This is a genomic window from Erwinia sp. S43 (assembly GCF_016624745.1).
GTDB classification, from domain to species: Bacteria; Pseudomonadota; Gammaproteobacteria; order Enterobacterales; family Enterobacteriaceae; genus Erwinia; species Erwinia coffeiphila.
On the sequence record NZ_JACVTX010000002.1, the window covers coordinates 146,489 to 172,996 of the forward strand.

At 58.4% G+C, this 26,508-nt stretch carries 23 protein-coding genes; 3 read left to right on the top strand and 20 right to left on the bottom strand.

Annotation, left to right across the window (positions count from 1 at the left end):
* Positions 1-13: 13 nt before the first annotated feature.
* From iolE to codB, 6 genes are all read right to left on the bottom strand, one after another.
* A complete protein-coding gene (gene iolE, locus IBT47_RS02890; protein WP_200559088.1) occupies positions 14-925 on the bottom strand; it encodes a myo-inosose-2 dehydratase in 912 nt (303 codons plus the stop codon).
* A gap of 106 nt (positions 926-1,031) precedes the next feature.
* Positions 1,032-1,856, bottom strand: coding sequence for a sugar phosphate isomerase/epimerase (locus IBT47_RS02895; RefSeq protein WP_200559089.1), 825 nt, complete (start codon positions 1,854-1,856; stop codon positions 1,032-1,034).
* Positions 1,857-1,982: 126 nt separating this feature from the next.
* A complete protein-coding gene (locus IBT47_RS02900; protein WP_200559090.1) occupies positions 1,983-4,415 on the bottom strand; it encodes a membrane-bound PQQ-dependent dehydrogenase, glucose/quinate/shikimate family in 2,433 nt (810 codons plus the stop codon).
* A gap of 494 nt (positions 4,416-4,909) precedes the next feature.
* Complete coding sequence (gene codA / locus IBT47_RS02905) at positions 4,910-6,148, bottom strand: cytosine deaminase (protein ID WP_200559091.1); 1,239 nt, start codon at positions 6,146-6,148, stop codon at positions 4,910-4,912.
* A complete protein-coding gene (locus tag IBT47_RS02910) occupies positions 6,145-7,380 on the bottom strand; it encodes a PucR family transcriptional regulator (protein ID WP_105591817.1) in 1,236 nt (411 codons plus the stop codon). The genes codA and IBT47_RS02910 overlap by 4 nt, the downstream gene beginning before the upstream one ends.
* Positions 7,381-7,382: 2 nt before the next feature.
* The gene (codB, locus tag IBT47_RS02915) at positions 7,383-8,651 is read right to left on the bottom strand and encodes a cytosine permease (RefSeq protein ID WP_200559092.1); all 1,269 of its coding nucleotides are present in this window, start codon (positions 8,649-8,651) and stop codon (positions 7,383-7,385) included.
* A 333-nt stretch (positions 8,652-8,984) separates the two neighbouring features.
* On the opposite strand from codB, the gene IBT47_RS02920 reads away from it, so the two are divergent.
* Positions 8,985-11,414: a membrane-bound PQQ-dependent dehydrogenase, glucose/quinate/shikimate family gene (locus tag IBT47_RS02920; protein ID WP_200559093.1), complete on the top strand. Its 2,430-nt coding sequence runs from the start codon at positions 8,985-8,987 to the stop codon at positions 11,412-11,414.
* Between the two features lie 97 nt (positions 11,415-11,511).
* Here the strand turns inward: IBT47_RS02920 and IBT47_RS02925 are convergent, their stop codons facing one another.
* Genes IBT47_RS02925 through IBT47_RS02960 form a run of 8 tightly spaced genes read right to left on the bottom strand, consistent with a single transcriptional unit; the run spans position 11,512 to position 18,855 of the window.
* The gene (locus tag IBT47_RS02925; RefSeq protein ID WP_234471671.1) at positions 11,512-13,197 is read right to left on the bottom strand and encodes an AMP-binding protein; all 1,686 of its coding nucleotides are present in this window, start codon (positions 13,195-13,197) and stop codon (positions 11,512-11,514) included.
* A complete protein-coding gene (locus IBT47_RS02930) occupies positions 13,172-14,434 on the bottom strand; it encodes an MSMEG_0569 family flavin-dependent oxidoreductase (RefSeq protein WP_200559094.1) in 1,263 nt (420 codons plus the stop codon). The genes IBT47_RS02925 and IBT47_RS02930 overlap by 26 nt, the downstream gene beginning before the upstream one ends.
* Positions 14,435-14,451: 17 nt before the next feature.
* Entirely contained in the window at positions 14,452-14,742 is a 291-nt protein-coding gene (locus IBT47_RS02935; protein WP_200559095.1) for an MSMEG_0570 family nitrogen starvation response protein, read from the bottom strand.
* Positions 14,743-14,755: 13 nt separating this feature from the next.
* On the bottom strand, positions 14,756-15,721 hold the full coding sequence (locus IBT47_RS02940; RefSeq protein ID WP_234471672.1) for a sll0787 family AIR synthase-like protein: 966 nt from the start codon (positions 15,719-15,721) through the stop codon (positions 14,756-14,758).
* Positions 15,718-16,278 carry an MSMEG_0567/Sll0786 family nitrogen starvation N-acetyltransferase gene (locus IBT47_RS02945; RefSeq protein WP_200559096.1) on the bottom strand — a complete coding sequence of 187 codons (561 nt, stop codon included), beginning with the start codon at positions 16,276-16,278 and terminating at the stop codon, positions 15,718-15,720. The genes IBT47_RS02940 and IBT47_RS02945 overlap by 4 nt, the downstream gene beginning before the upstream one ends.
* 10 nt (positions 16,279-16,288) lie before the next feature.
* Positions 16,289-17,398, bottom strand: a complete 1,110-nt coding sequence (locus IBT47_RS02950; RefSeq protein ID WP_200559097.1) for an MSMEG_0568 family radical SAM protein — start codon at positions 17,396-17,398, stop codon at positions 16,289-16,291.
* A complete protein-coding gene (locus IBT47_RS02955; RefSeq protein ID WP_200559098.1) occupies positions 17,379-18,359 on the bottom strand; it encodes a Nit6803 family nitrilase in 981 nt (326 codons plus the stop codon). The genes IBT47_RS02950 and IBT47_RS02955 overlap by 20 nt, the downstream gene beginning before the upstream one ends.
* 13 nt (positions 18,360-18,372) lie before the next feature.
* Positions 18,373-18,855 (bottom strand): MSMEG_0572/Sll0783 family nitrogen starvation response protein, encoded by a 483-nt coding sequence (locus tag IBT47_RS02960; protein WP_105591827.1) that lies wholly within the window; start codon positions 18,853-18,855, stop codon positions 18,373-18,375.
* Positions 18,856-19,200: 345 nt separating this feature from the next.
* Here IBT47_RS02960 and IBT47_RS02965 point away from each other — a divergent pair, with 345 nt between their 5' ends.
* Together IBT47_RS02965 and IBT47_RS02970 are read left to right on the top strand one after the other, a co-directional pair.
* The gene (locus IBT47_RS02965; RefSeq protein ID WP_234471673.1) at positions 19,201-20,622 is read left to right on the top strand and encodes a PLP-dependent aminotransferase family protein; all 1,422 of its coding nucleotides are present in this window, start codon (positions 19,201-19,203) and stop codon (positions 20,620-20,622) included.
* Between the two features lie 32 nt (positions 20,623-20,654).
* On the top strand, positions 20,655-20,936 hold the full coding sequence (locus IBT47_RS02970) for a hypothetical protein (RefSeq protein WP_200559099.1): 282 nt from the start codon (positions 20,655-20,657) through the stop codon (positions 20,934-20,936).
* A 64-nt stretch (positions 20,937-21,000) separates the two neighbouring features.
* Here the strand turns inward: IBT47_RS02970 and IBT47_RS02975 are convergent, their stop codons facing one another.
* Genes IBT47_RS02975 through IBT47_RS03000 form a run of 6 tightly spaced genes read right to left on the bottom strand, consistent with a single transcriptional unit; the run spans position 21,001 to position 26,505 of the window.
* Positions 21,001-21,558 (bottom strand): AlpA family transcriptional regulator, encoded by a 558-nt coding sequence (locus tag IBT47_RS02975; protein ID WP_200559100.1) that lies wholly within the window; start codon positions 21,556-21,558, stop codon positions 21,001-21,003.
* A complete protein-coding gene (locus IBT47_RS02980) occupies positions 21,534-21,878 on the bottom strand; it encodes a hypothetical protein (RefSeq protein ID WP_200559423.1) in 345 nt (114 codons plus the stop codon). The genes IBT47_RS02975 and IBT47_RS02980 overlap by 25 nt, the downstream gene beginning before the upstream one ends.
* A gap of 12 nt (positions 21,879-21,890) precedes the next feature.
* Entirely contained in the window at positions 21,891-22,700 is an 810-nt protein-coding gene (locus tag IBT47_RS02985) for a transporter substrate-binding domain-containing protein (RefSeq protein WP_200559101.1), read from the bottom strand.
* A gap of 26 nt (positions 22,701-22,726) precedes the next feature.
* Positions 22,727-24,736, bottom strand: a complete 2,010-nt coding sequence (locus tag IBT47_RS02990; protein WP_200559102.1) for an FAD-dependent oxidoreductase — start codon at positions 24,734-24,736, stop codon at positions 22,727-22,729.
* Positions 24,729-25,547, bottom strand: coding sequence for an amino acid ABC transporter ATP-binding protein (locus IBT47_RS02995; protein ID WP_234471674.1), 819 nt, complete (start codon positions 25,545-25,547; stop codon positions 24,729-24,731). Before IBT47_RS02995 ends, IBT47_RS02990 begins: the two co-directional genes overlap by 8 nt.
* A 13-nt stretch (positions 25,548-25,560) precedes the next feature.
* Positions 25,561-26,505 (bottom strand): amino acid ABC transporter permease, encoded by a 945-nt coding sequence (locus IBT47_RS03000; protein WP_200559103.1) that lies wholly within the window; start codon positions 26,503-26,505, stop codon positions 25,561-25,563.
* Positions 26,506-26,508: the final 3 nt, after the last annotated feature.

The following is a 26,508-nucleotide window of genomic DNA, read 5'->3' on the forward strand; positions in this document are numbered from 1 at the left end:
TCGTTGCTCTCCGTTATGCCTTGGCAGGCAGAATGGTGCTGAGCCAGTCACGCGCTCTGGCGACGGTGATGTCCGGGCACTCCAGCGAAGGATCCTGCTCGGCTTCTACCACTACCCAGCCCTCGTAACCCGAGCGGCGGATAAACTCGAACAGCGGCTGGAAATCAATCGCGCCGTCACCGGGGATGGTAAACATGCCGGCCCGCACCGCATCGTTGAACGAGAGATCGCCGCTGCGCACGGTTTCCAGTACCTGCGGACGCACGTCTTTCAGGTGGATATGCTTAATCCGTGGGCCAAACTCCGAAATCAGATCGACGTAACTGAACCCGCCCGTCAGCGCATGTCCGGTGTCCAGCAGCAGGCCGACTTCATCGCCGGTTGCCGCCATCAGCTGGCGAACTTCATCGCGCGTTTCCACCACCATCATCAGGTGGTGGTGATACGCCATAGCCAGACCGTAGCGTTCCGCCAGCGCCCTGGCGAACTCAGTCAGCCGCGCACCATACGCCGCCATCTGCGCCGGAGTTAACTTCTTACGGCGGGACATGGGCACATCCAGCGCGTTCTCCGCCATCGCGGCGCACTCGCCGTACACCATTACCCGCGCCCCGGTTTTCTGCAGCAGCGTGGCAAACTCATCAACCGCGATCAGTTCCTCATTCACGCTGCGCTCGGCGAGAAAACCGCTGTGCCAGCCGGATGCCAGGGAAAGGTGATAACCGGACAGCAGCGTATTCAGTTCGTCAGGATCGCGGGGAAATAAACGGCTCATCTCAACGCCTTCATAACCCGCAGCCTGCGCGCCCGTCAGGCATAGCTCTGCCGTGGCATCTTTACCAAACTCTTCTATGACTTCATTGGCCCAGGAGAGCGGACTGATTGCCACTCTCACCGGTAAACGGGGAGCATTATTTGTTTTCATATTATTCTCTACGTCACGCATTAATACAGGGAGATATTAAGGTGATAACGATCGAATTCATTAATTAAGAATGAACGTTAACACTCGAGGTTCGATAATAGTTAAATTAATTCGCGTATTTCTTAATGGAGGCCAACAGCTCCTTTGTTAATAAAGCAGGATCCCGTTCCCACAGGCGCGGGCTGATTAATTCAATTGACCAGGCTCCGTTATAGCCGGTGGATTTAACGGCTTCGGACCAGGCGCGGAGATCGATTTCCCCTTCTCCCGGTATGCAATCGCGTAATACCGTTTCATCCCAGGGTTCCTGCGGGCTGTGCGGCACGCGGCCGTCACCGAAGTGCACGCCAAAAATCATCTCTTTATCCATCGTAGCGACATCCTGCGGCGTGGCGCCGGAGGCGTAGAAGTGCCAGAAGTCGACCACCACACCGACATTCTTCTTATCAATGCGGCGGATCACCTCCCGCGCCTGGCTTAGCGTACGGAATTTGGTGAAGGCGGGCAGCTCGATCATATAGCGAATGCCGTGCTGTTCACCGATGGCGGCGATAGCAGAAATATTTTCGCTCATGATGTCCATGATCTTGTCATCAGCATAATGGTCGATGCCGGTGCGCGGTAATATCATGACGGTTTCAGTACCCAGCTCAACGGCCTCACGGGTGATTTTTTCCGCCTCGGCCAGCAGCTGCTGCTTCTCGCTTCCCTCATGCCGTTCAATTCTGTCGAGCGCGCTGAGAAATGAAACGGAAAGCCCCGCATCGGCAATAATCTGTTTTATTTCCTGCGTGGTTCCGCCATTGTCTAAATAACGAACCAGTTTAGGATAAAATATTTCCAGCGCGTCGAAACCCGCCTCTTTCGCGAGTCGCACATCCGTTATTAAATTACCGTGGCTGGTTGAAATACCATGTAATGAGGTCAGCATTATAATCACCTTAATATGCAGATAATAAGATCGTTATTCCGGCAACCGATTTTATAATCGCGCCGCCCGGCAGGCGCTCTGATTATGCAGAGCGCCGTTTAACAGACTATTCAGGGTAAAATTGAATCAGGGTAAGGCGTAGGCAATCACGTAATCGCCGCGATTTTTATTGGTGCCGGTGCGGGTCGCGCCGCCGTCCACCACCACGATGTACTGCTTACCGTCCTTGCCGATATAGCTCATTGGCGTGCCCTGCCCGCCGACCGGCAGACGGGTGCGCCAGACTTCCTTACCGGTATCGTTGTCGAATGCGCGCAGGTAGTAGTCCAGCGTGCCGTGGAAGAAGCTCAGCCCGCCCGCCGTGACCAGTGGACCGCCGAGGTTGGGCATGCCCAGTGGAATATACAGGTTCGGCACAATGCCCTCCTTCGGTAAAAAACTGTTATGGATCGGTGCATCCTGGATGCCGCCAAGCGGCACCTGCCACTTAACCTGGTTGTTCGCCAGATCGATAGCGGTCAGCGAGCCGAACGGCGGTTTGAAGCACGGTGTACCCAGCGGTGACAGGAACATCCCGCGCTCCACGCCCCACGGCGTGCCCTTCTGCTCGGAATATTCGCCTTCGGTTGACGGTTTCAGCCCGCCCTTCGCGGCCTCTTCGCGGGACAGGAAGCGCCCCACCATCGCCATGCGAATGTCATTGACGTAAAGCACACCGGTCGCCGGGTTGATCGCCATGCTGCCCCAGTTCTGCCCGCCGTAATAACCCGGCCAGATCAGCGTGTCCTGCTTATCCGACAGCGGCGTCCACTCCCCTTCGTAGCGCAGCTTCTTGAACTGCACGCGGCAGTAGAGCTGATCGAAGATCGTGGCTCCCCACATATCGGACTCTTTCAGCCGGTCGACGCCCACGGAGAGCGCAGAGTAAGGCTGGGTATCAGCGACCTGCATCCCCGGCATGACATCGGTCGGCACTTTACGCTGCTCCACCGGGTAAACCGGCTTGCCGGTACGGCGATCCAGCACAAAAATCTGGCTGCGCTTGGTGCCCTGGATGATCACCGGAATAGTGGTGCCATCCTTCTGCGGCATATCGTACAGAATCGGCTGAGTGGAAACGTCGTAGTCAAACTGGTCAATGTTGGCGGTGCGGAAGTGCCAGCGCTCCTTGCCGGTTTTCAGGTCGACGGCCACGATGGCATCGTTATATTCGTTCGAATACGGATGACGGTCGCCGGTCCAGAAGTCAGGCGTCTGGTTACCCGTCGGGAAATAGGCCAGACCCAGCTTAGGATCGTAGGCGGCGGTGCCCCAGAAGTTAGGCGTTTCAATCGGATAGGTCTGGCCGGTCGGCAGCGGGCTGCTGTCGCTGGCACCGCGTTTCGCATCCCAGGCCCACAGGATCTTGCCGCTTGCCACATCATAGCCACGCACCACACCGCCGGGCTCGCCAACGGTCAGGTTATCGTTCAGACGGCCCCCCACCATGATCACCCCGTCGACCACCAGCGGCGCGGAGGTCACGTTATAACTGCCCTGCTGTCCCCCTTTGGCGTCAGCGGGCAGGCCCACGGTCAGATCGACGTAGCCGCCGTTGCCAAAGTCTTCACACAGTTTTCCCGTTTCGGCATCCAGCGCCACGATACGGGCATCGATGGTCGTTTCAATGATGCGTTTGCGGCAGGTGGCCGCAGCGGAAACTCCCGCTCCGGTAACCTCGCCGGTGGTCGGGCTGGTCGCCGACAGCGCGTCGAGATCGGCATAGCCCACTCCGCGGCATCGCTTCCAGCCCTGGTTGCTTTCGAAGATTTTCGGCTGCGGGTCGAAACGCCACTTCTCTTTACCGGTTGTCGCATCAACCGCAATCACCTTACTCAGCGGCGTACACAGATAAACGGTGTCGGCGACTTTCAGCGGGGTAACCTGATATTCGGCACCGTCCACCGCCATGTCTCCGGTGCGATAGGTCCAGGCGACCTTCAGATCCTTGACGTTGCTTTTGTTGATCTGGTCAAACTGGACGTATTTTTCGCCGAGGGTGTTACGCCCCCAGGCCGACCAGTCGTTGCCGCCCTCGTGACCGGCCTGAGGATTAATCACCGGCGCGGCTTCGCCCGATGCGGTGACTTCCGCATGGGGAATAAAGATGCCGCTAAGCAGCGCGACCAGGGCAATAAAGAAGGCACCGGCCGTGGTAAACGCCGACTTTTTGCCGGGGGTAGGCAGGCCATTTTTCCGGGTCAGCCACGGCGCGCACAGCGACGCCAGCAGACCGATACCGAGGAACACCGTTACGCGCGGCAGGAACTGCCAGAAATCATCGCCAATTTCCCAGCAGGCCCAGATCACGCTGTACAGCGCCAGGCCCAGCGCGACCGGCCAGGCGAAGAAACGCCTGCGCATTAAGCCGTAGCCGGTGATGCACAACAGAACCCCTGCGAACAAATAGAACCAGGCTCCACCTAATACCGCGAGCCAGGCACCGCCTGCCGCCAGTGCTGCTCCCAGGATAATCACCAGTGCACCGATAGCGCCCAGTAGCCAAACAGATTTTGTCATTTTGTCTTCTTCCGCTTACTTGCCATTGTTATCTGTGAGGCATAAATCGATATTTAAATCGCCCCTTATTGAAACATAAAGAATCAAATTAGACACAAAATAGATCGAAAGAGACAATTGAGACAATGAAAGAAGATCAAAAATGAGACGCAAATCGAATTTTTATTTCAAAAATGCTTGAAAATGAATCATGCAGTCTGAAAAAGTACATAGTTAAAGCTCTAAGAACATCAACTTATGCCAGCTATTGGTTTTTTCACAAGAATGACGCAAAAAGACTCATTAATAATTTCTCACTTACCTACGGGTTATAAAGGGGTTTTAATCGGCAATTGTGGGCGTACGATCAGATTCGATATACGCACGCCCGGAGAATCGCGGCAAAGCCGAACTGACTGCGACGATCGGCTTGCCATTAACTCAGTTCTGTATGTTTAGCGGTGACTGTCGCGGTGTCTTTCGCCCGGCAGCTAACCGCCGGGCGAACTTATCAGTTACTCGGGATAGCCAATCCGTTCCGGCTGGCGCTGCATAATAATTTTACCGTGTCGAATAGAGGTCAGCACCCGGGCCTGACGGCACACCGCATCGTAGTCATTTTCGGCATCCAGGATCAGCAGGTTCGCCGGGCGACCTTCGGCAATACCGTAATTATCCCCGAGGCACATCGCCCGCGCGCTGTTATCGGTAATCAGGTCAAGGCAGCGCTGCAAATCGTCATACCCCAGCATGTGGCAGATATGCAGACCGGCATCAAGGATACGCATGATGTTGCCGTTGCCCAGCGGATACCACGGGTCCTGGATGGAGTCCTGCGCAAAGCAGACGTTGATCCCGGCACGGTCCAACTCTGCCACCCGCGTCACCCCACGGCGTTTCGGCCAGGTGTCGAAGCGGCCCTGTAAATGAATGCTCTCCGTTGGGCAGGAGATAAAGTTAATGCCCGACGCCTTAAGCAATCGGAACAGCTTGGAGCAGTAAGCGTTGTCGTAAGATCCCATGGCGCAGGTATGGCTGGCGGTTACCTTCGCCCCTATCCCGCGTACCCGCGCTTCTTCCGCCAGCACTTCCAGAAAGCGCGACTGCGGATCGTCGATTTCATCGCAGTGTACATCCACCAGGCAGTTGTGGCGCTCGGCCAGGTCCATCAGGAAAGTCAGCGAACTGATGCCCTTCTCACGGGTGAATTCGTAGTGCGGGATGCCGCCCACCACGTCGGCACCCATCTCAATGGCGCGGGTCATCAGCGCGCGGCCGTCGGGGAAGGATTCAATGCCCTCCTGCGGGAACGCCACGATCTGCAGGTCAATAAGATGAGCGGCCTCTTTTTTCACGGCCAGCATGGCCTCAAGCGCCGTCAGGGAGGGGTCGGTAACATCAATATGGGTACGAACGTGCTGCACGCCATTATCGCGCAGCATACCAATGGTTTTCAGCGCGCGCTGGCGCGTATCTTCAATCGTGACGGTCTGTTTGCGCTGGCTCCAGCGGGCGATCCCTTCAAACAGCGTGCCGCTGCGGTTCCACTCCGGCTCGCCCGCCGTCAGCGTGGCATCAAGGTGGATGTGCGGCTCAACAAACGGCGGGATAACCAGTTTTTGCTGCGCGTCGAGATCGTCGGTCCCGGCCACCTGCACAGAGGACTGCTCGGTGATGCGGTTAATCACGCCGTCAATTAATTCAAGGGTATAGAGTGATGCTTTATGGCGCAGGCGCGCGTTGATCAGTTTCATAGATGTTCCCGTAAATGGTTTTGTGACATACGCCAGATCGTCAGCGCGACCGAGGCGTTGAGATGGAACTGTGGATGACCGATCGCATAGCCGGTCAGCTTTTCAATACGTTGAATGCGTTGATGCAGGGTGTTGCGGTGGATGCCCAACCGCTCGGCGGCCCTGACCACGTTGCCGTTCTCCTGAAACAGCGTTTCCAGCGTCTCCATCAGCAGCCAGGGGCTTTTGCGGTCACGCTCTATCAGGCAGCCGAGGTGGTCATGCATAAAATCACTCAGCAGCGCCGGGTCGTTAATGGCAGAGAGCAGCTTGATAAACCCCAGCTGCTGATAGTCGCTGATGCGCTGCGCCGGGCGCAGGTTTTCACTCAGATCCAGTGCCTGACGCGCCTGCGACAGCGCGCGCTGATAGTCTTGCAACTGCTGTACCTTCGCCGACAGGCCGCACAGCAGCGACAGCCCCTCATTGCCTTCCGCCAGTTCACGCAGCCACTGCTGCAACCACGTTTTCTGCTGATAAAAATCATCTTCCTCGTCCGGCAGCAGGAAGATAAACATATTGCCGCGCTCGACCAGCGGAAAGCTGTTGCCCTGCTGGTTCAGCTGCTGCTGCAGGCGCTGGCGTAGAGTACGGCGCGCCTGCTGTAGCCAGGCTTCGGCCTGCTCGGGGGGAAACTGGCGAAACAGGTTCTGTATCCCCTCCAGGCGCAGTGCGGCCACCCGCAGCGGGCGGGTGAAATCCAGCTGCTGATGGATTGCGCGCTGCTGTAGCATCTGCAAATCGGGATAATCTCCGGTTAACAGCTGCATCAGAATATCGCGCTGCGACTGCAGGGCATTTTCGCTGCGCACCAGGGCGGTGCCGATGCGCTCGGTCACGATCACCATCTTCAGCAGATAGGGCTGCTCGATCAGCGGGATACCCAGTTCGTCGGCCAGTGCGATAAGGCGCGGCGGGATTGACTGAATATAGGCGTCACCGGTGAGGATCACCATGCCGGCGATCCCGCGCTGTTTGCCCTCCATCAGCAGTTGGATCAGATTATCCTCATCGCGGGGATGATTGATGCCGGTGATAAACACCAGCTCACCCCCCATGATCCAGTCCGCGATAGTTTCATTTTCCGCCACGTAGTACCAGCGCACCGCCAGCTGCAACCCCTGCCCGCCCGCGCGCAGCCGCATGGCGGAGAGCCCTTCCAGAGCAAGGATATCGCTTAGCGTCAGGCTCATGGCTACTGCTCCGCGACTGAATCAGCGGCGGGCTGGCGTTTGCCGAGGCGGGTCAGAGCAATATAGACCAGCGCGGAAACAGTAATCCCCACCAGCGGTGCGATCCACGGCGACAGATAAGCCACCACTGCCCCCACCGCGTAGGCGCAGAGCCCCGACCAGTTAAAGCGCGGTAAGCGGGCCGTGTGCAGTAAAGGATAGCGGCCGCCGCGATAGAACCAGTAGTCTGCGAGGATAACGCCGCCGATCGGCGGGATAATGCTGCCCAGCAGAACCAGGAATGGGATCAGCATTTCATACATGCCGCCAATCGCCAGCAGAATACCGACCCCAGCGGAAACGACCGTCAGGGTGCGGCGGCGTTCGCTGCGCAGCAGGTGGCAGGCAGCCGCCGAAACGTTATAAATCGTCGGCCCCTGGATCGTCAGCAGGTTGAGGCACAGCATCACCACCGCAGCGGCGGACAGCCCCTGCAAAATCAGTACCTCGACGATATCGGCCTGCTGATAAACGATCGCACACCAGGCTCCGGCCACAATCATCAGCCCGTTACCAATCAGGAAGCTGCTCATACTGGCCACGATGGCGGTACGGCTGGAGCGGGCCAGTCGCGTCCAGTTTGTCGCCTGGGTCGCGCCGCTGGCGAAGGTGCCGAATACCATGGTAATCGCCGCCGACCAGGTCATGGTTTCGCTGGCGTTCGGCTCGATCTGAGTCATCGCCTGCCAGCCACCGGCGTGATGGGCAGCGATGTACATCGATATCACCAGCAGAATAAACATCAGCGGCACAGACACGCGGGACAGCGCATCCAGCCCCTTGTAGCCCACCAGCGCGGTGACGCAGAACAGAATACCGAACAGGATCATCAGCGGAACGGTCATCACCTCGGGTATGCCGAGGATTTTGACCAGTGAAATAGCCACGGTCGCCGTTCCCCAGGCGTACCAGCCCAGCTCAGCGAAGCCCAGGATAAAATCCGCCAGCTTGCTGCCGATTTCTCCGAAGCAGAAACGCCCCATCAGCACGGTATTCAGCCCGCTGCGGGCCGCGATCCAGCCGAGCGACGCAGCATAGAGGGCCAGCAGCAGGTTACCAATTACGGCAATCCACAGCAGGTTAACAATGGAAAACGAGACGCCAAGTTTTCCTCCCGCGAACATCGTGCCGGTAAAGAACGTAAAGCTGAACAGGACCATGGAAATCGAAAATACACCCTTGCGCCCCGAGGCGGGCGCTTCGACGAGCGGGAAATCATTGCTGTTTGACATAGTTAACCTCTGAGTGGCTGTCTGAATGGCTATGCCAGTAACAGCAAGAGATATGCCAAAATTATCCGGGCAGAGACTACATAGCAAAGTGGGCACTTTGCACATAAAACACCAATAACGCGCCGACAATTGTCATGAAAGTGTGCAGAATGCAGGCTTTCGCACCATGACGGAGCAGCGGTGTATGTATGCACATCTACTCAAAGTTCGATGGCCTTTATTTTAAAAAAAAACTAACATTGCGGCTCTTTTTTACATGTGATTAACAAGCCTTACATTTTGTAAGGCTTTAGTATTGTCGTTAGCGCATGAGTTACACCTAAGGGAACAATTATGTCGGGTTACAAAAACACCAAAGCGGCGGCCGTTTGGCTGTCAGTTTTGGGTGCCATCATTCTGCTGATGGCCGCTTTCTTCATCTACTTCGGCTGGCAGCTTGTCAGCCTGCACGGCAGCGCCTACTTCCTGATAGCGGGAATCGCGCTGCTGGTCTCTGGCATCCAGATTATCCGCCAGCGTGTTAGCGGCGCGGTGCTGTATGGCGCAGTGCTGGTGGGCACGGGTATCTGGGCGCTGTGGGACGTGGGCCTGGATTTCTGGCCGCTGGTTTCAAGGCTGCTGACGCTGGCCGGATTTGGCATTTTAGTGGCGCTGTCGCTGCCGCTTCTGCTGAAGCGGTCGGGTAAAAAAGCCTGCTGGAAATTCTCTGCATCGCTGGCCGGGGTGCTGGCGATCGCCTTCGGCGCGACTCTGGGCGGGATGTTTATCCCTCATGCGCCCATCAGCGCGTCGGGTGAGTCTCTGCCGCTGGTAAAAGTGAAGCCGGGCGAAGAGCAGGTCAACTGGGACAATTATGGCAACACCTCGGGCGGTTCACGCTTTGTCGCGCTGGACCAGATCACCCGCGACAATGTGAAAAACCTGCAGGTCGCCTGGACCTACCGCACCGGGGATATCCCCGTCAGCCCGAACGGCGGCGGCGCAGAAGATCAGCAGACGCCTTTGCAGATCGGTAACCGCATCTTCTTATGCACGCCGCATAACAACGTGATTGCCGTGGATGCCACCACCGGTAAAGAGCTGTGGAAAACGGAAATCAACGCGAAGCAGAAAAAGTGGATGCGCTGCCGTGGGCTGGCCTACTTCGATGCCCAGGCACCGTTAAAGCAGCCTGATATGCCGGACTCCACGCCGGTCGCCAGCGTGTCCGTTCCGGCAGCGGCCCAGTGTCAGCGCCGCATTCTGATGAACAGCGTCACGCCTGAGCTGATCGCCCTGGATGCCGACACCGGTGAGTTCTGCCATGACTTTGGCAACAACGGCCGGGTCAGCCTGAGCGACCATATGGGCAAAGGCGCGGACAAAGGTGAGTACTATCCGACCTCCGCACCGACGCTGGCGGGCACCACCGTGGTCATCGGTGGCCGCGTGGCGGATAACGTGGCGACCGATATGCCCGGTGGCGTCATTCGCGGCTTCGATGTGATCACCGGCCAGCTGCGCTGGGCGTTTGACCCGGGTAACCCTGAGCAGAAACAGGCACCGGAGGGGGATAAAACCTATACCCGCTCCACGCCGAACGTGTGGGCGCCGATGTCTTACGACAGCCATTCAAACACCGTGTATATGCCGACCGGCAGCGCGGCGGTAGATTTATGGGGCGTCAAGCATAACGATCTGGACCGTAAGTTCGGTGCGTCGATGGTGGCGGTTGATGCCAGCACGGGCCGGGTAAAATGGGTGTATCAGACCGTTCACAACGATCTGTGGGACTTCGATGTTCCGATGCAGCCGTCCTTCTCTGATTTCCCGGGTGCGGACGGTAAAAAAACGCCGGCGCTGATTTTCGGCACCAAGTCAGGCCAGCTGTTTGTTCTGGATCGTGCAACCGGCAAGCCGCTGACCAAAGTGGAAGAGCGCCCGGTCACCCAGGGGCAGATCCCGGATGAAAACTACTCGCCGACGCAGCCCTTCTCCGTTGGCATGCCGACCATTGGCGCGGATGTACTGAAAGAGTCGGATATGTGGGGTGCAACGCCGTTCGATCAGCTGCTGTGCCGTATTCAGTTTAAATCCAAACGCTACAACGGGCTGTTCACCCCGCCGGGCACCGATCCTTCACTGAATCTGCCCGGTTCTTTGGGCGGTATGAACTGGGGCGGCCTGTCGACCGATCCGGTTAATAATTTACTGTTTATCAACGATATGCGCGTGGGTCTGGAAGTACAGCTGATCCCGGCTTCGCCAGAAATCCAGGGCATGAAAAACGACGGTAACGAAGCGGCGGCCATCAGTCGCCCTCTGCCGCTGTCAGGCACCCCGTATGCGATCAATGCGAAAGTGCGCTTTATGTCGCCGCTGGAAATCCCCTGCCAGAAGCCACCGTTCGGCACGCTGACCGCCGTTGACCTGAAAACGCAGAAAATTGCCTGGCAGGTTCCGGTTGGCACCGTCCAGGATACCGGACCGTTTGGGGTGAAAATTGGCCTGCAGATGCCAATCGGTATGCCGACCATTGGCGGGACGCTCGCCACGCAGGGCGGCCTGGTGTTTATTGCCTCAACGCAGGACTACTATCTGCGCGCTTTCGATACCTCAACGGGTAAAGAAGTGTGGAAAGCCCGCCTACCGGTCGGCAGCCAGGGCACGCCAATCAGCTACAAATCGCCGGTAGACGGTCAGCAGTATCTGCTGATCTCCGCAGGCGGCGCGCGTAATTCGCCGGATCGCGGTGATTACGTGATTGCTTATAAACTGCCGTGATTTAACAGGTTGGAAAGCCGGTCATCCTTAGCGGGATGACCGGTTCTGACCCCACGAAAATGCCTCTGCCACAGCAATCCTACCCCACTCCCCCGCGTTAAACCGCCAGCATTCGCCTGACGATTTTCCCCGAAAACGTTTTAGGCAGCGACTGCCGGAAATAGATCCGCCGAGGCAGCACATGCCGCCCGCATCGCGCCGTCAGCGTTTCGCGGATCTGCTGTTTCAATATCTCCTGCTGCTGCGCATCTGAGTCCTGAGTCACCACGTACAGCGCGACCATTTCGCCGAGAAGGTGATGCGGTACGCGGGTCGCAACCACTTCCACGATCCCCTCCAGCCCGGTCAGCGCATTTTCGATTTCGGCCGTTGCCACCCTTTTGCCGCCAACGTTGATCACTTCATCCATGCGGCCCCGCACCACAATCCGGCCATTTTGCCTGACCGCGCAGTCGTGGGTCAGGTAATGCCAGCGCCCGGCGATGTTGATCCAGTATTGCCGGTCGTGCGCCTCATCGCCGTCCCATAACGTCAGCATCGCGCCGGGGCCTAATGTGTCTTTCACCACCAGCAGCCCGGCAACGCCCTCCGCGCAGGGCTGGTGCGTTCCCGGATGAACGATATCTACCCTGCGGCTAAAAACGGCGTTCAGCGCCGATCCTTCCCCGGCAAGCAGCGGCCAGCCGGATTCCGTCTGCCAGTAGTGGTTTTCACATCTCACCGCCAGATGATTTTTAACCCATTGTTCGGTGGCATCATCGAGCGGTTCCCCCGCAAGGTAGAGGGTGCGCAGGGAAGAAAGGCCGCGCGGCGCGCCCTGCTGCCGTGCCAGACGAATGGCACCGGCAATGGTCAGCACGCGCGTGATGCCCAGCGCATCAATCATCTGCCACCAGCTCTGGCCGGGCGCGTTTGCCGGGCTGGCCTCGCACATCACCGTGGTTAAACCCGCCAGCAGCGGCGCGTAAACCCCATAACTGTGCCCGGTTACCCAGCCGACGTCCGCCGAGGTAAAGCAGATTTCATCGTCGCCGAGCCTGAACAGATGATGCAGGCTCGCCAGCAGGGCAACGGCATAGCCACCGGTATCCCGCACGATGCCTTTCGGCGTGCCGGTGGTGCCGGAGGTAAACAGAATATGTGACGGCTGGCCGGACCCCAGCCACACGCAGGGCGCGATCTGCCCCTGATGCCGGGCGAGGTGCTCAGCGAACTCAACCGATGCGGTATCAACGACCCGCATCGTTTCTGACGAGGGCGGAACAGGCGGCAGGATGCCGCGCCCGCGCGGGTCGCCGTGATGCAGCAGCAGCAAAGGGCGGCAGGCCGCGATGCGCTGAGCCAGGGCATCGCCGGTCGTCGCGGAATACACCACGACGTGTACCGCCCCAATACGCGCACAGGCCAGCATCGCTACCGCGGCCTGCGGCGTCATCGGCAGGGCGATCAATACACGGTCGCCCGGTTTAATGCCCCAGTGAATCATCAGGCTGCTCAGCGCATTGACCTGCTGCCACAGTTCGCGATAGCTCAGGCGATGCGTCTGCCCCTGATAGTCGCGATGGATAATGGCGCATCGCTCCCCGCGCCGATCCAGATGGCGATCCAGCGCGTTGAAGCACAAATTCGTGCGGCCATCAGCAAACCAGCGGCAGCGCGGCCCCTGTTCCGTTAGCGACACCACCTGCCGGAAAGGGCGCTGCCAGTGGATGCGGCGCGCTTCCTGCTGCCAGAACGCCAGGCTGAATCCATCCCGATCATCGTGCATCGTTAACATAGTCATTTTCAGCAGGCTCCGCGCGCGCAGCGTGATGTGCAATATGTTGTGCCAGCCATTCGGCATCTTCGCCCACCCCTTCAAAGCGGCCCGATCCCCACGTCCACAGCCACGGCAGACCGAGGAAATACAGCCCTGGGTGCACCGACACGCCGCGGGTATGGCGAGGATAGCCGCTGGCGTTAAAGGCGGGAGCATCAATCCAGCTGAAGTCGGTGTGAAAACCGACGGCCCAGATAATGGCGCTGATATTGCGCAGGTCTATCGGTTTGGCCCCGGGCTCAGGCTGCCACAGAGGCTGATAGCGCGCCTCCGCCGGGGCATCAATACCCTGCTCCGCAATCCAGACATCAATACTGTCTTTGATTTTCTGCGAGGTGGCGTCCGCGCCGTCAAGATTGTGTTGCAGATCATCGGCCGTCAGCAGCTGGCCTTCGCGATAGCCAAGCAGCCGCCCGTAAAGCTGCATGCCCTGTAAGGCAAAGGCCCGCAGATCGATGTCGCGTCCGCCGTCGCGCCCGGTGACGTAGTGGTTGGTTTTGCGGCGGGCGTCTTCGCCCAGCGGATGATTGTCCACCGTTAAACGGTAATGGCCCATCTGCTCCAGCCACTCAACCACATCCTTGCCGCGATAGAAGCGTGCCACGCGGGGCGCGCTGCCGACGCATAAATGCACGCGGCGGCCGTCAAGATGCAGATCTTCGGCGATCTGCGCGCCCGACTGCGCGGACCCCACCACCAGCACCTCTCCCTCAGGGAGTTGCTGCGAGGATTTGTAGTCGGCGGAGTGCACCTGAGCAATGTGTTTCGGCAGCTGTGCCGCAATTTCAGGGAAACGCGGGCGATGGTAATTGCCCACGGCCACCACCACCCGGTCGGCGAGAAACTCCCCGGCGGAGGTGCGCAGCTGGAATCCTTCACCGCGCTGAGTCACCTGCTCCACCGTCACCCCTTCACGCAGCGGGGCGTTAAAGCTGCGGGCATAGCGTTCGATGTAAGCCACGATATCGTCACGCAGCATAAACCCGTTCGGATCGCTGCCGTCATAGGGGAATCCCGGCAGTCTGCACTGCCAGTTAGGGGTCACCAGGCAGAAATTGTCCCAGCGCTGATGCCGCCACGCCCAGGCCAGCTGATGGCGTTCCAGTACGATATGGCGAATGTGCTTTTGCGTCAGATGCCAGCTCATGGCGAGCCCGGCCTGCCCGCCGCCAATAATGACCACAGGATAATGATTGTTCATAAGGTGTCCGCTTGTTGTCAGGCCGTTACAGGCTTAATAGTTTCGACAATGACGACCTGCTCCGGGCTGAACTGCTGCGCCCTGAGCCTGATTGCCGCCGACTGATCCATCGCGCTGGAGCAGAAATAACCGAATTTTGCTTTCACCCGTTCGCTGGCTTCATCCAGCGCGCGGACCGTCGTGGCGATAAACTCATCCAGCCGGTAGGGGTGATTGACCAACAGGTGTTTCTCAATCGCCGTAGACGGGGAATAACAGGTTTCTTTGCTGCCGTCCGGCCAGCAAACGACAAAGTGCATTGCAGGCATTGCTCGCTCCTTTCTAGTGATTGCTCATGCCGGTTAACGGCTGTTGGTCAAGATCCCAGTAGCAGGCGCGCTGCTGCCCGAGTTGCATCATCAGCTGTCTGTCAGCGGTAAAGTGGCCGACGCGCGCGCAGGCGATACCGCCGCTGTTAAACTGCTGCTGTACGGCTGAACACTGCTCCGGCTCCACGGCAAGCAGAAAACCAAAGCTGGGGAAAGCACACAGCCACTGCTGAAGGTCAACCTGCGGCGGAATGGGGATCTCGGCCAGATTGATTTCAGCCCCGACGCCAGCGCTTTCCAGCATCATGACCAGCGTGCCCGCCAGCCCGGCCTGGCTGATGTCCTTCGCGGCATGGACCCGGCCCGAAGCTGCCAGTTCAGGCAGTAAGGCCAGCGCGTGCCGCAGTGCGGCAGGGTCAGCCTCCGTCGCTGCATCCCAGTTGTGGCCCGGTGGATGCCAGCGCCCCTGCAAATTGATCGCCACCATCAGTGCCTGCCCCGGTTGCACCAGAAAGCTGCTCAGCGGATGCCGCGTTTCGCCCAGCACCGCCACCGCAAGCTGTGGCCGATCGCCACGCAGGTTGGTATGCCCACCGACGATTGGGACCTGATAAGCCCGGGAGGCGGCTGCCATTCCCTGTACGATCCGCTCGGCGTGCGGCAGCGAGTCATTCCACAAAGCATTAACGATGGCCAGCGGCCGCCCGCCCATCGCAGCGATATCGCTCAGGTTCACCATCACGCCACACCAGCCGGCGAACCACGGATCTTCCGCGACAAAGCGATTGATAAATCCCTCCATCGCCAGCAGCTTGTACCCCTCGCCGTCGGGGATCAGCGCGCCGTCATCGCCGTTGGCACAGGGGTTAGGCCACGCTTCACGCAGCTGCTGCGCAATAAGCTGAATATCCTGCTTGTGGACCAGGCCGCTGAAAGTATGCAGACGGGAAATCAGCGCGGTCAGTTCGTTTTCCATCATGCCGCCCCCGTCAGGAAGTCCGCGGTCCAGGCAACGCGTGGCCGCGTGGCGCTGCCGATCACCATCCCGCTGCGGGGATCGTGGCAGGGAGGATAGAAATTAAGGTCGGCCTGCATGCGCACATGCCGCACGCCGTGCAGGTCGAAACTGTCCAGCGTGTGCCAGTGCATCCGTCTGAACAGCGGTTCGTTCTGGTGCTGAACCTGGGCATAAAAGGCCGTGCAGCCCAGCGCATGGGCGCTGCATACCGCCAGCCGAATCAGGGTCGGGCCGAGCTGCCCCTGACGTCGGTAGAGGCTGTCCACGGCCAGTCGGGAACCGATCCAGATGCCCGGCTCCGGCTGATGAATACGCACGGTGCCCACCACCTCATCGTGCCAGCCGCCGACGCTGCCCAGCGCGACCAGCAGGCAGGCGTGCTTATCAATGTCATCGCGATCGTCGCCCTGGAACAGCTTTTGCTCATGGCAGAAGACGCGCTGGCGCAGGTCATAGGCTTTTTGCCGCTCCCACGGCAGCGTGACCCATTTTATGGTGTATCCCGCGTAGTGATTCATCGGTACTCCTTCAGGCCATCGCCTGCTCAAAACTGGAGAGTGACGAACAGGCACCGCAACGGCCGCAGCCGGCTTTGATATCGCGGGAGCGAAGATTGGCCTGATTCAGCATCTGTCCCAGCGGTTGCAGAATTGACGTCATAAAGGCGCTGTCCGGCGCGGCGTGATGCTCCAGCGGTGTGCCGCTGATCGGTACGAACGGCACCACGAAGGGATAAACGCCCAGCGCAATCAGCTTCTCCGACAGCGTCAGAATGGCCTGCGGCGTATCCCCCAGCCCCGCCAGGATATAGGTACTGACCTGGCCGCGACCGAATACCGCCACCGCATCGGCGAAGGCAACCAGATACTGATCGACGCTGACCTGCGCTTTACCCGGCATGATGCGCGCACGCACTTCTGGCGTAACGGCCTCCAGGTGCATGCCTAATGCATCGATACCGGCATCCTTCAGGCGCTGAAACCAGCGGGGATCGCCCGGCGGTTCGCACTGCCCCTGTAGCGGCAGATTCACGGCGGCTTTAATCGCTTCGGCGCTTTCCACCAGGATGCGCGCGCCCCGGTCGCTGCCCGACGGCGTGCCGGTGGTCATCACCATATGTTTAACGCCGTCTAATTCCACCGCCGCTTTAGCCACTTCGGCCAGCTGCTGGGGCGTCTTGCGGGCGATGGTACTCCCTGCCGCCAGGGACTGGCCGATGGCGCAAAACTGACAGGCTTTGGCCCGATTTTCATAACGAATACAGGTCTGGAGTACCGTAGTCGCCAGCACGTCGGTGCCGTGCAGGGTCGCAATCTGTGAATAAGGTATTCCCTCCTCCGTCTGCCGCTCATAGAAGCGCGGCTTGCGGGTAATCCCGATCTCCCGCACGGGAATGCTCTGGTTGTACAGGCGGGTTGTGCCCGATTCTTCGTGCTTCACCTGCCACGGCGAACGGTGGGCGGAATGGGTGTAGACCGGCACCATCACCGTCACGCCGTCAATATTCATCGCCTGATGATCGGAAGGCCCGGCCCCGCCGTGGCGGCTGGCATGCTGCTGCTGCGGGTTGATCACCTGTACTCCCTGGGTAAGAAGCTCGGTGATCAGCTGCTGACGATTAAGTGGGGCGTTCTGCATCGCGCGCTCCTTCTGGTTCAGCCTCAGGGCTGTGGGGGATCACGTAGCGTGCTGGCGTATTATTCAGCACCAGGCTCAGCAGCTCCGGGCGGGCGTAGTGCCCCACGGAATCCATCATCCGCTTACGTTTGGTGATCAGCGCCATATCCAGATCGGCCACCAGGATACCTTCCCCTTCCGTCAGCGGCGGCACCAGATGGCGGCCTTCCGGAGAGATAATCGCGGTGTTGCATCCGCCGCGCAGCCCTTTCTGCAAGGTGGGATCGGCTGTCAGTTCACCGATCTGCGCCTCCGTCAGCCAGCCGGTGGCGTTGATCACAAAGCAGCCGGACTCCAGCGCATGATGGCGGATGGTGACGTCCATCTGCTCCGCGAAAATTGGCCCCACCAGTGAACCGGGGAACTGGCTGCAGTGGATCTCCTCGTGCTGCGTCATCAGGCTGTAGCGTGCCAGCGGGTTGTAGTGCTCCCAGCAGGCCAGCGCGCCCACGCGGCCGACGGCGGTTTCAACCACTTTTAGCCCGGCACCGTCCCCCTGCCCCCAGATCATCCGCTCATGATAAGTTGGGGTGATCTTGCGGCGTTTGAGCACCAGCTCTCCGCTGGCATCAAACACCAGCTGCGTGTTGTACAGCGTGCCGCGATCGCGTTCATTCACCCCCAGCACCACCACCATCTTGCGCACGCGGGCACGCTCGCCGACGGCATAAGTGATTGGACCGGGCACCACCACCGCCTGCTCGTAAAGTTTCAGATGTTCAGCACCGGCGGTCATCGCGGGAGTGATAAACGAAAAGTACGGGTAATAGGGAACAAAGGTTTCAGGAAATACGATGATTTCAGCGCCCTGTTCTGCGGCCTTGTCGATTGCTTCGAGTACTTTGGCCAGCGTTTTGCTGGCCTCGTAAAGATCGGGAGCAATCTGAGCTGCAGCGGCGCGGATAATGCGTGATCCAGCCATCTTGCACCTCCGCTTACATGGTCCAGGTGTCAATAACCAGTGCATTGTCACGCACGTGCAGCAGCTTAAGATCCAGCACATCCAGCGGGTTGATCGGGCGCACGCCCTCCAGCAGCGACGGCTCGCCGTGACCGTACAGCGCCTGGAGTGCAAAACGACAGGCGTACACTTTGCCGCCCTCGGCCATGAATTTGTTCAGCTGGTTGGCATAGTTCTGATGACCGGGAAACGCTTCCGCGCCGATAGTCGGGTAGCCACGTTGCACGCCCAGTAAAACGCCCGGGCCGTAAAGCAGGATCGAGGTTTCGAACCCTTTGCGCTGTAGCCGGGTGGCCTGCAGCATATTGACGAAGCCAATCGATCCTTCAAAGGCCACCGTATGGAAGGTCACTAACGCCTTCTGGCCCGGTTCCGCTTTCACATCCTCGAACACCTTCTCTTCGTAATCGACAAAGAAATCACCGGTGGCATGAGCTGGTAATGTGACTTTTGGCATAGCACGTTTCTCCCGTTTAGTGTCTGGGGGAGTCTGGCTCCCCATGTTGGCGCATCCGCAGGTGATGCTGTATTAACGGGAGCAAGGGACGTGCCAGCCGCGATTTCACCCGATGCAATCAAGCTCCTATCAATTGCTTATTTTGTGAGCCAAAAAATTTTTTATCCGGCGTAATCCCCTGACTTTTTCACGGACATCAGTGGACGATAACGGCAGAAATGCACTGGTTTGATGCTGTTTTGCACCAAAAAAGCACACAACGAAAATCATCATGCAATCAATGATGCAATCAATAGGAATTTGATTGCAGAGGGTCACGGCGGGCTGCATAGTGTGGGTCTTGCTATGACCCGAGGCGCGACGACGATGCTGACCAAACTCTCCAGCAGCTGGAACACCCATCTCACTCATCAGACCCAGCGCCCGGCTTATCTGCTGATCGCCGATATCATTGCTGACGGCATTAACAGCGGGGAGTTTCAGCCACGCGACCGGCTGCCGCCCCTTCGCGACCTGGCCGTGTCGCTGTCGCTTAACTACACCACCGTGACCCGGGGCTATGCCGAAGCGAAACGGCGCGGGTTGATTGATTCCCGGCCGGGTTTGGGCAGCTTTATCCGCGGCAAGGTGCCTGCCGTACCGCTCACCGGCGGCAGCAGTTACGAGATGACGATGAACTCGCCGATTGAGCCGGGTGAAGAGCTGGCGCAGGCTATCCGCGACGGGGCTGTTAACATGTTCGCGCAGAAAGACATTATCCACCTGCTGCGCTATCAGGATTTTGGCGGCACGGCTGACGATAAGGTGATGGCTAAAGTGTGGCTGGAAAAGCAGCTGCCGCCGGTCAGCGTTGAGGAGGTGCTGATTACGCCCGGTATCCACAGTGCGCTGGTGGGGTTATTGACTCTGCTGTGCCGCCGGGGTGGCAGTGTGGCGGTGGCCTCGCTGATTTATCCCGGTCTGAAAGCCATTGCCAGCCAGCTGAACATTCCTCTACAGTCGCTGCCCTGTGACGAAGACGGCCCGCTGCCACGTGCGTTTGAGCATCAGTGTCAGACGGGAAATATCGGCGCGCTCTACGTCAACCCGACGCTACAGAACCCCACCACGCTGACCATTCCCCTGCGCCGACGCGAAGCCCTGGCCGATGTCGCCGAACGCTACAGCATTCCGGTGATTGAAGATGAAGCCTATGCCGCGCTGGCAACGGAGCACATTGCGAGTTTCAGTGAGCTGATACCGCAGCTGACCTGGTATATTACCGGCATGTCGAAATGCTTCGGTCCCGGCTTACGCACCGCGTTCGTTAAGGGACCGGGCAGGCGCAATACGGAGCTGCTGGCCGGGGCGCTGCGCGCACTGAATGTGATGGCGAGCCCGATAACCAATGGCCTGGTCGCGCAGTGGATTCAGGATGGCACCGCCGACCGCGTGCTGGACTCGATTCGTGTGGAAGCCGGCATCCGCCAGAAACTGGCAGCGGATATTTTGCAGCCGTTCACCGTGCGTGCCTCTAAGCAGGGATTTCACCTGTGGCTGCTGCTGCCGCGCCACCATAACTGGAATCCGGCAGAAGTGGCCGTGAAGCTGCGCGAACTCGGCGTCAGTGCCGTTTCCAGCGCGGCGTTCTGTACCGATAACAATCCCCCCGACGCATTGCGCATCTGCCTGGGCGGCGCGTGGTCGCGCGAACTGTGCGCAGAAAATCTCCAGACGATTTCCCACGTGTTGCAGTACCCAGAGCACTATCACAGCATCCTGTTGTAAAATAGCTAAAAAGGGAGGGAGAGCGACAAACGATGGTTAGTTTTACTTCAGCGCTTTGCTGGATAAGCTTCTGGATCGGTACGGTTCTGGTCGGCACGTCATGGCTTTACGCAAAGCTACAGGGGCTGGCATTTCTGACGGGAATTGAAAAGGGGCTGCTGGCCTTACAATCCCCCGACAGCACCGTGGCGTTATTACTCTCCGCCGGTGCGATGCTGATTGCCTTAGGGTTAGTTTTCGTTCCCCTGTACTACTCTGCGCTTTTGGTCGGTGCCTTCGTCAAAATTCTTACTCGTCGGCCGATCAGAATCTGATATGCGGGAGAGAATGATGTGGGAGTGCCAATAGCAGGATCGTTGATGAGTAAGCTGAAGGAAGTTATGCGACCGTTCTTCGGCGTCTCTCAACCAGTGATGCTGCGATGGATTCGACTTCTTTAAAGTCTTTTGAGGCGCTGGACCTCAGCGCCAGATTCCATTTACTTAATACGCGAGCGTTAACAACCAGCTCGCTGCCCTCTTTCAGTCGGCCGTTTTTCAACAGCCATTCAGCCACGTCCGCCCAGTCCCAAAGCGGGGACTGACCTTTGATACGCTGGATAGGGCATGGGAAGTCGCCGCTGCCGCGCGTACCATCTTTCAGCATCGCAATAGCCTGCCGTGACATTTGTGTGATTTCAGCGATATCGCTCAACCCCACCAGGGCAGAATCGACAGAGGCAACCACAGCGCCGATTCCGGCTGATTCGATATTTTCAACCGCTGATGCAATAGCTTCATCCAGGGAATCAGCTTCACGGTCAAACTCAACGTAGATAGAGTTCCCATATGCGCAGATCAGCGCATCGTCACAGCCACTTTCATACAGCGCGTCTTCCAGTCCTTCGGTTTCATACGTGACACCTGAAAGCGTCAGCGTGAAGTTATAAAGCGCCATAATGCCTCTTCGTTTAGTGTGCACTTGCAGAAGCAGTGTGCCGAATCACCTGATGGAACCCAAGTCCAGCCCTGACTCAATGCATATTCAATCGCTGCCTGAATGTGTTTGTTCGGATGTCTTTTCACTTGTTCGGATGTCTCTTCCTTAGCCTCCGATTGTAGGATCTTATTGTGACCGTTGACGAATGTCAACAACGGCGTAATTTCAAGCACGTTGCCACTGACGTAGAAGAATACCTGCCCCTCTTTCCAGGCCTGATATACCACCTCCCCACCTCCTGCGCCAGCAGCAGACGACAAAGCGGTTGCACCCGCCATCAGCCCGGGTGACTATTTCCCCGGGTTAAGCTCAGAATGATCAATGGCGACATCCTCAACGCCATATTTGGCGAGGATCTTTTGGTAAGTGCCATCTTTGATCAATGAATTGATCGCTTCGACCCAGTATTTCGCATTGCCTGAAGATTTACTGACGGGAATTCCGGCATAGACCGTGTCAAAGATGGGCCCGACGCGCTTTAAATCAGCCTGTTTCTGCAACAGCCAGCCATTCTCCCCGGTATAACCCAATGTGGCATCTGCACGACCGGAGCGCAGCGCCAGCCAGGTCGCCCCGCGATCGGGGAACTGACTCACTTTCACCGCTGATTTGCCACTCGATTCACACTGCTGTGAGATCTGCTCAAAGGTTTTCGTCGACGGGTGGCTGGCAAGCAGCGCAACGTTTTTACCACACAGATCGCTGAGCTTCACGTCCTGTTTCAGGGGGGAGTTTTTCAGCACAATCAGCTGGTAGCCCGCCCGCACCGTTGAGGCGATATCGACCACCTGCTGCCGCTCTGGCGTGGCGTCCAGCCCGGCCGCCAGCGTGAATTTACCCGACTGAATCGCCGGTATCACGGTGGCAAAATCACCGCTGGTCACGGCTAATTTTGCCCCCAGGCGATGTGCTGCCTCATTGGCAATATCGTAAAAATAGCCCGTTGGTTGCCCCTGGTCGTTTTTGTACGACAGCGGCTCCCAGTCATACTGGATTGCGGTGACCAGCGTTTTTCCCTCGTAGGGTGAGTTGGCGATCGTGGTGGCATTAGCCTGGCTCGCCGCCAGCAGGACTGACAGTGCAATAAAGCTCTTTTTCATTCTTTTTTCCCCAGTTGAAGTGACGGCTACAAAGCCTGAATTAAAGAAACGTTGCCAAATGAACGCGCCGCCAGATAGCCTTCCCGCGTGGCTTCAGTGAGTCCGCGCGGTGCACGGGCATCCCCCACCAGCTGTACAGAAAATCCGGCCTGCTTCGCGGCGAGATACAGCGCGTTATTCCCGGCGGGGATCAGTGAGGTCACCAGCATGGCGAATGAATCGGAGAGCGGGTTCCACGCACCGCTGAGCTGATTTTGTACCTGTAAACATCCCTGATACAGCGCCACGCGGTGTTCGGCCTGGAAATTCACCCCAAGCTTCGCCAGACGACTCACTGCGGGTAGCCGAACGGTGTCATTCAGTCCCTGTCCCGCCCATTTCAGGGAGGTGACAAACTCAATCTGATGGCCCTGCTGCGCGAGAAACTCGGCCACGCTGAGTGCCGCGCGGCCGCCCCATTCGTCATAAACCATCACCGAATCGGGAACGCCGGAGGCGTGTTGTAACGCCTGATTAACGGTGAGGATCTCGCCCGAAAAACCCGCGTGCCCGCTGCCGACCGCGGTTTCCTGACTGCCGGTGGCGATAATCACCCGATCGGCCGCCGCCGCGCGTAGTTTTTCCAGCGTCACCTCTTCACCCAGGCGAAACTCTGCCCCGCTGTGCGTCAGTTCGCGGACATACCAGTCGATGATATTGCGCAGATCCTGGCGATGAGGCACCTGTTCTATCAGCGCCAGCTGCCCGCCGGGCCGCGATGCGCGGTCATACAGCACCACCTGATGCCCCTGCAAAGCCGCATTACGCGCGGCCTCCAGACCGGCAGGCCCGGCGCCGACCACCACCACTTTTAAGGCTTTGTCATTGACCTGAGCCTGCCAGCGTGCGGCCTCGGCTTCACGTCCGGCAACCGGATTGAATGCGCAGTGAATAGGCTTGCCGTCGGCAACGCGCTGCCAGCAGCCGGACTGGATGCCGACGCAGGGGCGCGTGCGGTCGCTTGCTCCCTGCTGCGCGTTGCGCGGCAGATCGGGATCGGCAACCAGCTCGCGCGCCATGGTGACAGCGTCACAAACACCCTCGGTAATTAACCTGTCCGCCAGCGCCACGTTCAGCACGCGCCCGGCCAGCCAGATCGGTAAATGCGGTAATCGACGTTTCAACGTGGCCGCCGCCTGCTGCCACAATGCAGGCGGAAAGCTGGAGTCCGGGAGATTGGTTGCCACCCCCCAGCCGCTGGAAAAATTACCACCGCTCACGGAGAGATAATCCAGCAGGCCGCTGTTGCCCAGCGCCACAATCTGCTCGGTGAGTTCCGCCCTTTCTTCCGCCTGCGGTGCCAGTTCCAGATTGACGCGCGCGCCCACGACTAATCGGGTGCCGATGCGGGCGCGGATACGTTCCAGGATCGCCAGCGCAAAACGGCTGCGGTTTTCCGCGCTGCCACCCCAGCGGTCCTCCCGCACATTGGTTTCCGGGCTGAGGAATCGCTGCACCAGATTGCCGTGGCCAAAATGCAGTTCAATGCCATCCACTTTCGTCTGCGCGACGGCCTCCGCAGCGGCGGCGAAATCGTCGATGATTTGTTCAATCTGCGCCTCATCCAGCGCCAGCGGCACGCGGACTGCGCCTCCATATTCGCGCTGCGGGATTGCCGACGCGGAAAACAAAATTTCGTCACTGCGATTCGGGCCAAGAAACGCCTGACGGCCGGGATGATTAAGCTGCACAAAGCAGTAAGCACCGTGCGCCTGTATCCGGCTGGCCAGGCGATCGTATTTGCCGTCCCGCGCTTCATCGTGCACGTAAAAATCACCGCAGCCCGCACTGACCGCATTCGCCTGAGTGATCACTACGGCCGCGCCGCCTTCAGCCCGCCGCGCTTCATAGGCCAGTAAATCTTCGTTGTGCGTACCCGGCCCCAGAGACGTACCGTGGCCGGAGTTGATGATGCGGTTTCGCAGCAGCAAATGCCCCACCCGCAGCGGTTGGAAAACGGCCTCAAATACCGGTGTTTTAACGATGATCTCAGACATGTTCGGCCTCGCTGCGCAGAGAGGAGATTTGTTGCAGGAAGGCCCGCGTCCGCGGCTGCTGGGGGGCATCGAGCACCTGCTGCGGTGAGCCATATTCCACAATGTGGCCTTTATCCAGAAAAGCCACATTGCTGGCAACCCGGCGGGCAAATTGCATTTCATGAGTGGCAACCACCATAGTGATCCCGGTTGCCGCCAGATCGGTCATCACCGCCAGCACTTCATTAACCAGCTCGGGGTCGAGCGCGCTGGTCGGCTCATCAAACAAGATCAACGCGGGATCGCGCGCCAGGGCTCGGGCAATGGCCACGCGCTGCTGCTGCCCGCCTGAAAGCGATGCGGGCCAGGCATCCGCTTTGTGCGCCAGGCCAACACGTTCCAGCAGCGCGCGCGCTTTACCTTCGGCTTTCCCACGCTGGCCCTGCAGGCGCGGGGCCAGCATGACGTTTTGCAGAACGGTCAGATGCGGAAACAGGTTGAACTGCTGGAAGACGAAACCAATGCGATCGCGCTGCTGCCGGATGATTTTTTCCGGGGCGGTATATAAGTTGCCGCTTCGCTCCACGATGCCCAGCGGCGTGTCGTGAAAAAACACCACCCCGCTGTCCGGCGACTCCAGCGTTGCCAGCAGGCGCAGTAGGGTACTTTTACCCGAACCCGATGGACCAATCAGGCACAGCACTTCACCTTCGACAATATCAAGGTCGATATGCTGCAGGACGATGTTATCGTCATAGCGTTTCTGTAAACGACGGGCGCGCAGCACCGTCGACTTTTTATTATCCAAAGCCGGGACAGGGGATTCGCTCATAGCAGAACCTTAATTATTTTCGATGATACCCGCGACCGTAATAACGCTCGCTCCAGTGTTGTAATAAAGACAATATGGAAGTGACAACCACATACCAGAATGTCGCCACCAGTAATAACGGAATAATTTTGTAATTTCGGTTGTAAATAAGTTGGGCAGAATAGAGTAGCTCCGTCACCGCCACCACGCTGATAATTGATGTGCCTTTTAAATTATCAATCAGGAAATTCCCCAGTGCAGGAATAATCGTGCGAAGCGACTGCGGCAGGGTAATTTTGATAAATATCTCTGACGGCGAAAGTCCCAGCATGGTGGCCGCTTCTTTCTGCCCCTGCGGAACCGCCAGCAGCCCTCCCCGAATAAACTCCGCTGAATAAGCCATGCCGTGCAGGGTTAAACCGAGAATCGAGGCGCCAATCGCGCTAATAAGATCGTTCGTTGACACGCTGAACCAGGGCTCACCGCCGGGCCAGCCCAGCGTCAGGCGCGGTACAAGATAGCCAATGTTGAACCAGAACAGCAGCTGCACCAGCAGTGGCGTGGCGCGAAACAGCCAGATATAGCTCCAGGCGAAAAGTGAAACGACCGGATTACGCGAGAGCCGCATTAAAGCAACCACAACACCAAAGACCACGCTCAGCAGGGTCACCAGAGCGGTCAGCCAGAGTGTTGTCCACAGGCCTTTTAGGATCTGGCCGTCAAATAAATAATGCCCGACCAGCGGCCAGTCAAATGCCGGGTTTTCCGCTGCCTGCCAGATTAAAATAATTAACACAGCGCTGACGGCGATCGCAGAAAGATGTCTGCGCCAGCGCCACGCCTGGCGAACGCCGTGTTTTTCTTCCGCCTGATTAATACGCTGTAGCGTGTCGAAATTAGAGGACGAAACGGCCTGATTGGGCGGTCGAATAGTATGACCCGGCACAACTTTCACCAGGCTTTCATTTATTTCACTCATGAT

Bases quoted from the DNA above. Each gene is read 5' to 3' on its own strand.
- iolE (WP_200559088.1), bottom strand. From the start codon at position 925: ATGAAAACAAATAATGCTCCCCGTTTACCGGTGAGAGTGGCAATCAGT.
- IBT47_RS02895 (WP_200559089.1), bottom strand. From the start codon at position 1,856: ATGCTGACCTCATTACATGGTATTTCAACCAGCCACGGTAATTTAATA.
- IBT47_RS02900 (WP_200559090.1), bottom strand. From the start codon at position 4,415: ATGACAAAATCTGTTTGGCTACTGGGCGCTATCGGTGCACTGGTGATT.
- codA (WP_200559091.1), bottom strand. From the start codon at position 6,148: ATGAAACTGATCAACGCGCGCCTGCGCCATAAAGCATCACTCTATACC.
- IBT47_RS02910 (WP_105591817.1), bottom strand. From the start codon at position 7,380: ATGAGCCTGACGCTAAGCGATATCCTTGCTCTGGAAGGGCTCTCCGCC.
- codB (WP_200559092.1), bottom strand. From the start codon at position 8,651: ATGTCAAACAGCAATGATTTCCCGCTCGTCGAAGCGCCCGCCTCGGGG.
- IBT47_RS02920 (WP_200559093.1), top strand. From the start codon at position 8,985: ATGTCGGGTTACAAAAACACCAAAGCGGCGGCCGTTTGGCTGTCAGTT.
- IBT47_RS02925 (WP_234471671.1), bottom strand. From the start codon at position 13,197: ATGACTATGTTAACGATGCACGATGATCGGGATGGATTCAGCCTGGCG.
- IBT47_RS02930 (WP_200559094.1), bottom strand. From the start codon at position 14,434: ATGAACAATCATTATCCTGTGGTCATTATTGGCGGCGGGCAGGCCGGG.
- IBT47_RS02935 (WP_200559095.1), bottom strand. From the start codon at position 14,742: ATGCCTGCAATGCACTTTGTCGTTTGCTGGCCGGACGGCAGCAAAGAA.
- IBT47_RS02940 (WP_234471672.1), bottom strand. From the start codon at position 15,721: ATGATGGAAAACGAACTGACCGCGCTGATTTCCCGTCTGCATACTTTC.
- IBT47_RS02945 (WP_200559096.1), bottom strand. From the start codon at position 16,278: ATGAATCACTACGCGGGATACACCATAAAATGGGTCACGCTGCCGTGG.
- IBT47_RS02950 (WP_200559097.1), bottom strand. From the start codon at position 17,398: ATGCAGAACGCCCCACTTAATCGTCAGCAGCTGATCACCGAGCTTCTT.
- IBT47_RS02955 (WP_200559098.1), bottom strand. From the start codon at position 18,359: ATGGCTGGATCACGCATTATCCGCGCCGCTGCAGCTCAGATTGCTCCC.
- IBT47_RS02960 (WP_105591827.1), bottom strand. From the start codon at position 18,855: ATGCCAAAAGTCACATTACCAGCTCATGCCACCGGTGATTTCTTTGTC.
- IBT47_RS02965 (WP_234471673.1), top strand. From the start codon at position 19,201: ATGACCCGAGGCGCGACGACGATGCTGACCAAACTCTCCAGCAGCTGG.
- IBT47_RS02970 (WP_200559099.1), top strand. From the start codon at position 20,655: ATGGTTAGTTTTACTTCAGCGCTTTGCTGGATAAGCTTCTGGATCGGT.
- IBT47_RS02975 (WP_200559100.1), bottom strand. From the start codon at position 21,558: ATGGCGCTTTATAACTTCACGCTGACGCTTTCAGGTGTCACGTATGAA.
- IBT47_RS02980 (WP_200559423.1), bottom strand. From the start codon at position 21,878: ATGGCGGGTGCAACCGCTTTGTCGTCTGCTGCTGGCGCAGGAGGTGGG.
- IBT47_RS02985 (WP_200559101.1), bottom strand. From the start codon at position 22,700: ATGAAAAAGAGCTTTATTGCACTGTCAGTCCTGCTGGCGGCGAGCCAG.
- IBT47_RS02990 (WP_200559102.1), bottom strand. From the start codon at position 24,736: ATGTCTGAGATCATCGTTAAAACACCGGTATTTGAGGCCGTTTTCCAA.
- IBT47_RS02995 (WP_234471674.1), bottom strand. From the start codon at position 25,547: ATGAGCGAATCCCCTGTCCCGGCTTTGGATAATAAAAAGTCGACGGTG.
- IBT47_RS03000 (WP_200559103.1), bottom strand. From the start codon at position 26,505: ATGAGTGAAATAAATGAAAGCCTGGTGAAAGTTGTGCCGGGTCATACT.